Annotated in this window: 2 protein-coding genes and 1 pseudogene; all 3 read right to left on the bottom strand. The window is 47.4% G+C overall.

Annotated elements, in window-relative coordinates; all coding sequences use genetic code 11:
• Positions 1–1,068, bottom strand: a pseudogene (locus JGK22_RS32225) (hypothetical protein); the annotation flags it as partial.
• 57 nt (positions 1,069–1,125) lie between these two features.
• On the bottom strand, positions 1,126–5,097 hold the full coding sequence (cobN, locus tag JGK22_RS32220; RefSeq protein ID WP_293314482.1) for a cobaltochelatase subunit CobN: 3,972 nt from the start codon (positions 5,095–5,097) through the stop codon (positions 1,126–1,128).
• 117 nt (positions 5,098–5,214) lie between these two features.
• Positions 5,215–5,952: an ABC transporter ATP-binding protein gene (locus tag JGK22_RS32215; RefSeq protein WP_293314480.1), complete on the bottom strand. Its 738-nt coding sequence runs from the start codon at positions 5,950–5,952 to the stop codon at positions 5,215–5,217.
• Between the last annotated feature and the right edge of the window lie 181 nt (positions 5,953–6,133).

Below are 6,133 nucleotides of genomic sequence, written 5' to 3'. Positions count from 1 at the left end.
GACTGTGGGGTGGGCATCTTGCCCGCCCCAGTCAGCAACAGGCAAGATGCCTGTTCCACTGTTGAGTAATTTGACTGTGGGGTGGGCATCTTGCCCGCCGCTAAAAGCCCGATCGACCGATGCTTGAGATCGGCGGAAAATGCCGTCGCCACCGGTGTTACAGGACTGCGGGAATCTGTAACACTGGGGCATTGCGTTAGGTTCACCAGACGGGAGTTTGGGGCGAACGCCTGCTGCTAAAAGCTGGTTGCCTTCAGAATCTAGGATCGAATTAAAAGTGCGATCGTCCCGGCCGCTGTTAAATGCGCGCACACCGTCCGCCCAGACAATCATTTGAGGTAAATAATCGGGCTTCAACAGCCGTCGCAGTTGAAAGTCAACAACTTGGGCAGTTGCGCCGTTGACTGCAAAGTTAAATACCTTTAAACCCGGACTCCCGTTAGCAGCCAAAGATTGTTTTAGCTGTTTGGGATCGACGCCCTGCAACGCCCGGGAACTACCGACGATCAAAACATCTGGCGGCCCGACGGCTGCAACGTAGGATAGGTATAGTTCTAGCTGTTCGTCGAGTAAATCGCTGCTGAAGCTGACTGTACTGGCTTGCGATCGACTTGCGCCCGCTTGCTGTTGGGCATAAACCAGATTTTTCATGTACTCGGTTACTTTTTTTTCAGCAAACGCCCGCCTGGGACTACCGGGGGGAACCGCTTGCATCCAGGCTACGGCTTGCACCCATTGGGCTGCTACTTCGTCCCACTCTTGTTTTGAATTGGCGGATTGAGCCAAATTGGCGGCCTTGGTGGCAAAGTTAACTGAATCTCCAAATGGGTCGTTTTGGGCGCAGGAAGGAACGCTGATGGATTTTTGGCGTTTATTGGGGTTTTTGGCTAACACAGAGGTTGGTGGCTGCGTTAGGACGGAGGATGATGCGATCGGGCTTGATGTCGCTGCGGTGTTGGGTGGCTTGGGTGGCGAACATCCGACTGTTGTTAGGGCGATCGCAGCGATCGCGGTGCAGGTACGTTTTAAGATGTTAGTACCCAGAGTAGCAATGTAGCGGCGAATCATACAGCTTTCACCGTTCGCGAAACATTAGTAAATATTACCGCAAGTGGGCTGGTGATGTTAATTGCGTATTTCTGTGTGGGATTCGATGACTGCTTCGGCTTCCAGGGCGATCGATCGCAATTTATCAAGGATATCCTGACTGGCACTCTCCCACAACCCCCGTTGGCGAGCTTCTAACAATCTTTCCGCCATATCTCGCAGCGCCCAAGGATTATTTTCCTGAATAAATACCTGAACTTTTTCATCAAAAATGTAAGCCTGTGCAATTCCTTCATACATAAAATCTTCAACACAATTCGCCGTAGCATCGTAAGCAAACAAAAAATCCACCGTTGCGGCAATTTCAAAAGCACCTTTATAACCGTGACGCATCGCCCCTTCAATCCATTTCGGATTTACCGCCCTGCTGCGATAAACCCGCGCAATTTCTTCTTTGAGTTGTCGCACTTTTGGATTTTCGGGAATCGAGTTATCTCCGAAATAAGTTTCAGGATTTTTCCCTTGCAAATTGCGAATTGCCGCAGTCATTCCGCCTTGGAATTGATAATAATCGTCGGAGTCGAGGATATCGTGTTCGCGGTTGTCTTGATTTTGGAGAACTATTTGCATTTGACTGAGGCGCTGTGTAAAGGCTTCCGGTGCCGAACATCCCCATTCACTTTGTTGAACTCCGGCTGCATCTCCAGGCAAATTTGAGGAACTAGAGGAAGTATAGGCGTAACTGCTCCAATTAATGTAAGCTGTTGCTAAATCGCCATCGTCTGTCCAGTTTTGAGCTTCAATTATTCCCTGAAGCCCCGCACCATAAGCCCCCGGTTTTGAACCAAAGACTCGAAATTGCGATCGCACTTTCGCATCTTCCCGACTCAAACCAGCCGATTCCCAATCCAAAATCTCTTGTTTAACTTGTGCTGCTAAAGGATTGTCTTCCGCAGATTCATCTAAATCCGCCACAGCTTTGACAGCCGAGTCAAACAAATCAATTAAATTAAAAAAAGCATCGCGGAAAAAGCCAGAAATCCGCAAAGTAACATCAACGCGCGGTCGCCCCAAAACAGCAACAGGCAAGATTTCAAAATCTACAACCCGGCGCGAAGGCCCATCCCAAATTGGTTGAACTCCGATTAATGCTAAGGCTTCGGCGATGTCGTCTCCACCTGTCCGCATAGTCGATGTTCCCCACACAGACAAACCCAAAGTTTTCGGATATTCACCATTTTCTTGAGTGTATCTTTCGATTAAAGTTTCGGCTGCAACTCTGCCAACTCTCCAGGCGGTTTCTGTGGGAATAGCGCGGATATCTACGGAGTAAAAATTGCGACCTGTGGGTAATACATCTGGTCTGCCGCGGGTGGGCGCGCCGGATGCACCGCTGGGGATGTGTCGTCCATCTAGTCCGCGCAACAGGTTAGTAATTTCTTGGTTTGTTTGGAGGAGTGAAGGTAAAAGATAGTTGGAAATCCAATCTAATTCTTGTTGGGTTGCTTCTCCTATTTTAACCGCAGATGAACGCGGATCGACGCGGATGTTTTTGATTAAATCATCTACTAATTCAGCAGCTTTTGCTTCTAATTCTGCGGTTAAATCGCCTGCGGTGGTTAAGGGATCGAAGTCTAGGTTTAAGTCTTTGGCGAGGGCGCGGGTTAAGCCGGAACGATTTGTGCTAGGATGGCGGGCGATCGCAATTATCAAATCTCGCAACTGTCTACCTTGGGGACATTGACCAAAAATATGCAATCCGTCGCGGATTTGGGACTCTTTGAGTTCGCAAAGATAACCGTCGGTGCGGGTGATAAACTCGGTAAACTCCGATTTATTGAGTTGGATACCTAGGTCTTTATCTAGATTTTCCTGGTTGGTAAGGGCTACAATGCGATCGCGAATCATCGGTAATCTCGACGGATCTAAGCTTTGGGCTTCGCAATATTCATCGATTAAGGCTTCCAACTGCTGCAAAGGCCCGTAAAGTTCGGCGCGAGTCATCGGCGGGGTGAGGTGGTCGATAATCACGGCTTGCGATCGTCTTTTTGCCTGGGAACCCTCCCCCGGATCGTTGACAATAAACGGATAGAAATTCGGCAGCGCGCCTAATGCGATTTCGGGATAACATTTATTAGACAATGCCACACTTTTACCGGGAAGCCATTCTAAATTCCCGTGTTTTCCCGCATGAATAATCGCATCAATTCCCAACTTTTCGCGCAGCCAATAATAGTAAGCAAGATAATTGTGAGTTGGTTCCAAATCCGGCGCGTGATAATTTAACGCCGGATCGATTTCGTATCCCCGCGACGGTTGAATCCCGACAAACACATTTCCGAATTGAATCCCCGGAATCGGAAACAGATTCGTATCCAGGTTCGTAGTAAGGACTTCAGTCCTTCCTTCCAGGTTCGTAGTAAGGACTTCAGTCCTTCTTTCCCCAGTCGCTAACCCCCATCTATTACAAATTCCATCCTGTACTTGCTGCGGCAAAGTTGCAAAATATTCTTGATATTCCGCCAAATCCAAATATTGATTTACAGGGCGCAATTCCCGTCCTTCCGGGTCATTTGTTACGCCAGATATCAGCATTTCAATTAACTCGTTCCCGCTGCTGGGAATATTATCTACTTGATAACCGACTTCCTGCATAGCCTTGAGGATTTCCACACAGCTAGCGGGCGTATCCAAGCCAACGCCGTTAGCTAAGCGGGCGTTGCGGGTGGGATAATTTGCGAGAATTATGGCGATGCGTCTGTTGGCGGCGGGGGTTTGCTTCATCTTCACCCAATTCGCCGTTAAGTCTGCTACGAATGAAATGCGATCGTCCGCTGCGACATATCCTACCACATCTGTTTCTAATTCACTGTTCCAAGTTTGTACAGCTTTAAAAGAAACAGCCCGAGTAATAATTTTCCCATCTACTTCTGGCAATGCCACATTCATCGCCACATCTCGCGGCGAAAGTCCTTGTAATTCAGTTTCCCACTGTTCCAAACCGCCGCCGCTGAAGATTGCTTGCAAGATAGGAACATCTAAGGATTTAAAGCTATTTTGTTCCGGTTCGAGATTGTTGAAACCCGAGACTGCAAAACTTGTTGTATTAATGAGTAATTGAATTGGTTCGGAATCTTTGGGTTTAAAATGTTCCACCAATTCCACTTGCAAATCCGGTTCTCGCAGCGAAGACACAAAGACGGGAACTGGTACTAAATTTCGGTCATATAATGCTTGACAAAGTGCATCAATAGGTGATAGATTTCCCGATAAGTAATGAGCGCGATAAAATAAAATCCCGACTTTAGCAAGGGTTGGTAAACCCGGAGATCCCCCCCAGCCCCCCTTAAGAAGGGGGGGGCAAGAAGTGGTCAAAGTTTCGGTTTTTAAGGGCGATTTAGGGGGATCGGAATCTGGGTTCAAAGTCCCCCTTCTTAAGGGGGATTTAGGGGGATCGGAATCTGGTTGTACAGTTTCAAAACCAGCCGTTGTATTTCCTCCCCAATCATAAATTCCCACCCGAGAAACTGTTTGAGGAAGAGGCGGATTATAAGCAGTTTTCAAACAAGTGTCAGCCGTAAACTTGAGTGCATTAACAAAATTCTGGACTCCGCCTTCTGTGAAATAGCGCCACAGTTGATTGACTGCGGACAGCGATACATTAGAATGACTAATTAAATCCGGATCTGGACTATCTTCACCGGGCATCACAATCAATACCGCATTAGTTTTCTGCACCGTTTCCCGCAGAACTTCTAATCCGTAAGACCAATAAGAACGCCCGCCTAACAGCCTTAAAATTATTACCTCTGCGCGTTCTAAAATTTCCTCGGCGTAGGTGTCAATGGTTAATTGTTGCTGCAACTGAAGCAGATTTACGGCCCGCACTTTCGGGAATTCGGGTGGCATTTTGGATGCGGCGGCCGCGAGTTTTTGAATGTCAGTGTCAGCAGCACTAATAAATACGATTGGTGCTGGGGTTTGCTGTATAAAAATTACTCCTTCTGCTTGAGGGTTCCAACCTCCGGGCGTAGCTGCTATTTTGTGCATTAATTTATCCTCTATAATAATTTTGTAGTTAAGTTTGTAGTGAGGACTTGAGTCCTCTGATTTTTGGGATTCATGAAGAGGACTGAAGTCCTCACTACGAACCCAAAAATGTCGGAATTAACCTAAGTATGCTTTCTTTACTTGTTCGTTGTTGAGTAAATCTGATGCTATGCCTGTGATGGTAATGTTACCAGCTTCTAGTACGTAAGCCCGATCGGCAATTTGGAGTGCTAAATTGGCGTTTTGTTCCACTAACAAGATTGTAACGCCCGTAGAGCGTAGGTTTTGAATGATTCCGAAAATTTCTTTGACGATCGCAGGTGCTAAGCCTAAACTGGGTTCGTCCAATAATAGCAGTTTCGGGCGGCTCATGAGCGCGCGGGCGATCGCCAGCATTTGCTGTTCCCCGCCGCTAAGGGTTCCTGCCAGTTGAGTCCGCCTTTCTGCCAAGCGCGGAAATATCTCGAATTGGCGGCTTAAATCGGCTTTGATGGCTGCGAAGTCCGATCGCACATAAGCCCCTAATTCCAAGTTAGTTAACACCGTCTGCTGCGCCAAAACCCTTCGCCCTTCTGGACTGTGGGCGATTCCCAATTTTACCACTTCGTGAGCTTGTCGGCGGCTAATATCGCGCCCGCTGTAGATGATTTGTCCTTCCCGCAAATTAACTATTTTAGAAATTGCTCTCAATGTCGTACTTTTCCCCGCACCGTTAGCACCGATGAGACTGACAACTTCGCCCGCATTTACGGTTAAATTCACATTTTGCAGGGCTTGAATTCCTCCGTAATTTACACAGAGGTTTTTGAGTTCTAACAGGATATTTTGGGTGGTTTCTGGTGGGGTTTCGTGCATTTATTGTGAATCTGATTTTGATATTTGTCCTTGGGGCGGGCGGGTTTATGAGATTGTTAGTTTTAGGCAGTTATTGTTGGTTAACCCGCCCCTTGTATCTTAAAAGAGTCAGTCAGTCGATCGCCACGTCATTGATTCAATCATACCGATAATCAGGCGATCGTACAGACTTTCAGTCGAT

The sequence above is a fragment of the Microcoleus sp. PH2017_08_TRC_O_A genome (assembly GCF_020738665.1).
Classification (GTDB): Bacteria; Cyanobacteriota; Cyanobacteriia; order Cyanobacteriales; family Microcoleaceae; genus Microcoleus.
Note: the sequence above shows the minus strand (reverse complement) of the source record. Positions and strands in the feature narration are given on the sequence as shown.